1 protein-coding gene is annotated in these 3,269 nt (G+C 41.8%); it reads left to right on the top strand.

All coding sequences use genetic code 11. The annotated features are described in order from the left end of the window. The first annotated feature begins 203 nt into the window (after positions 1 to 203). Positions 204 to 3,209, top strand: coding sequence for a SusC/RagA family TonB-linked outer membrane protein (locus tag A7D14_RS05290; RefSeq protein WP_255307389.1), 3,006 nt, complete (start codon positions 204 to 206; stop codon positions 3,207 to 3,209). The last annotated feature ends 60 nt before the right edge of the window (positions 3,210 to 3,269 follow it).

Raw genomic sequence — 3,269 nt, 5'->3', positions numbered from 1 at the left:
ATTTATCACATCCTAAATATTATGCACTCTTTTTTGTCATAATAGAATTAATTAACTGAACAAAATCAAAACTTAGTAACATGACTAAAAATTCATTATTTGTTTTTACAAATAGCAAATGGTCATCACCTTTGCATTTGTACCTAACAAGCTTTTTGTTATTTGTTTTTTGTACTACTGCTTTCGCGCAGAACACTATTACGGTGACTGGTACTGTGACCGATAATTCTGGCGCACCTATTCCCGGGGTAAGTGTAGTTGTACAGAACACAACAAACGGAACAACAACCGACTTTGACGGGAACTACGTAATTGAGGCGGCTTCCAACGCCACCCTTGAGTTTCGTTATCTTGGATTCGTTACTCAAACGATTGCGATTAATGGAAGATCTACCGTGAACGTTCAAATGGCCGAAGACACCCAACAATTGTCCGAGGTTGTGGTAATTGGTTACGGTACCCAAAGGAAGGAATCTGTTACAGGTTCTGTGGTGTCCATTAAAGGGGAGGAATTGAACGAAGTTCAATCCGCCAACTTCACACAAGCCCTTCAAGGTAGGGCACCCGGTGTGCAGATATCAACTACCGACACCAGCCCAGGAGCCTCACCGCAAATTCGTATTCGTGGTGTGCGTTCGCTGACAGGAAACAATGACCCGTTGATTGTTCTTAACGGGATTCCATTTTCTGGAGGTCTAAGTGACATCAATACCAATGATATTGAAAGCTTGGACATCTTAAAGGATGCATCTGCTACGGCCATTTATGGTTCTAGGGGTGCAAACGGGGTTATTCTCATAACCACTAAGACCGGTACAAAAAACCAAAAAGCAAGAGTTACTTACAACTCGTATTATGCCACCAAGGAAATTTTCAGCAAATTCCCAATGATGAACGCTGCAGAACTTACCCAGTTACGTGCAGACGTGGCTGCCAACAACGGCGGAACTCCAATTTATGGTTTGGGAGGTGATGAAAGCCTTGAAAATGATACCGATTGGCAAGATTTGATATATGGCTCAGGTCTCCAGACCAGCCATGACGTTAGCATTACGGGTGGTACCGAAAATGGCTCATATAATATAGGTATGGGGTACTTTAAGGAAACCTCCGTGCTGCCAAGCGATTCGTTCCAGAGATACTCCTTAAGAATAAACGTTGACCAGGAAGTCGGCGCTTTTCGTTTTGGTGTAAACTCGGTTATGAACTTTAACAAAACCAGTAGTATTGTCGGTGCCAATATAGATGCCTCGCCGCTATTAAGCCCGTATGACGAAAATGGGGATTTTATAATTCCTGTCCGTCTTCAGACCGAAGCTGATGATGTTTGGATTCCTACCCGAAGAGAGGTAAGCCAGACCGGAAAAGGACGGTATAACGATCAATTGGATTTTGGTACCTACAATAATATCTTTGGAGAGGTTAAAATCCCAGGTGTTGAGGGATTGAAATACCGCCTTAACATAGGTTTGAACCTACGTACAAGTAGAGATGGCAACTTTACCGGGGTGGGTGTTTTCAACTACAATCCCCAAAGTAGATCTAATGCAAGCTATGACGCTTCTTTAACACGGGATTATGTCATTGAAAATCAAATACTGTTTGACAGAACCTTTGCGGACAAGCATCAGGTAAACTTTGTGGGGCTTTTCTCTTCACAAAAAACTGAATTTGACAATGTTGGACTTGCCGTCCAAGACATCCCCAATGAAGACTTCCTATTTTACAACTTGGATGCATCTTTGGCGGAAAACATCACCCGATATGGCACCAATTATGAGTCTACAGGACTGTTATCCTATATGGGTAGGGTCATGTACCAATATGACAACCGCTACCTGTTTACAGCCACCCTACGTTCCGATGGATCATCAAGATTGGCCCCTGGGTATAAATGGGTGACCTATCCTGCGGTATCCTTAGGTTGGAATGTTGGCAATGAAGCCTTTATGGACAATGTGGATTGGGTTAACTTATTGAAGTTTCGAGCAGGTTACGGAGAAACCTCAAACCAAGCCATAGCACCATATTCTACCCAAGGACGTTTGGAGGACATCAACTATAATTTTGGGAATACGTTTGCCACAGGTTACTATGTGGACAAAATACCTAATGCCAGTTTAGGATGGGAGTTCTCTGAAACATGGAACTACGGTTTGGATTTTGGATTGTTTAACAATCGATTGTCTGGTACCGTGGAGTACTATATTACAAAGACCAAGGATATCCTTTATGATTTAGGGCTGCCAGCAACTTCAGGTGTTGCAAATGTGACCAGCAATATTGGTGCTACGGAAAATAGGGGTGTGGAAATAGCACTTAATGGAACCATCATAGATACTCCCGATTTCACTTGGGATGCAGGCATTAACGTGTACGCAAACAGAAATGAGATTACATCCTTGGCCACTGGTGAAGATGAAAATGTAGGGCAACTTTGGTTCGTTGGCTCTCCGATCAATGTTATTTTTGACCATAAAAGATTAGGTCTTTGGAATGAGTCAGATCCAGATTACCAATATTTGGACATATTGGAACCAGGTGGTAATGAAGGAATGATAAAAGTGCAGTACACCGGGGAATATAACCCTGATGGATCTCCTGTTAGGGCCATTAATTCCGAGGATAGGATTGTACAAGATCCAACCCCTGATTTTCAAGGTGGATTTAATATGAATTTTAGATACAAGAATTTTGACCTTAGTACTGTAGGAACCTTCCAAAAAGGAGGTATTGTGGTCAGTACATTGTACAGTTCCAACGGATACCTAAACTTGCTTACAGGAAGAAGGAACAACGTGCGTGTTGATTATTGGACACCCACCAACACGGACGCCAAGTACCCTGCCCCCGGAGGTGTGCAAAGTGGTGACAACCAAAAATATGCAAGCACCTTGGGTTATTTTGATGGCTCTTTCCTTAAAGTCAGGACCATTACATTGGGGTACAACTTTGAGCAGGATTTCTTGAAGAACTTAGGAATTCAAAACCTTCGTTTGTATGGAACGGTGCAAAACCCATTTGTACTATTCTCGGATTTCACAAAAGAATCTGGAATGGATCATGAGACCAACTCTGGAGTCGACAATAATGGAAACCGTCAAAACGTAGCCGTAAATACTACCCAGATCTCAGATGGAATTCCGACTATTGGAACGAACAGGCCTACCACTCGTAATTATTTGATAGGATTAAACGTAACATTCTAATAAAAAATTATTATGAAAAATTTAAAATTTAAAAATATAACCTCTTTACTATTTGTAGGG

It is taken from the genome of Allomuricauda sp. CP2A (genome assembly GCF_001683915.1).
GTDB lineage: Bacteria > Bacteroidota > Bacteroidia > Flavobacteriales > Flavobacteriaceae > Flagellimonas.
Note: the sequence above shows the minus strand (reverse complement) of the source record. Positions and strands in the feature narration are given on the sequence as shown.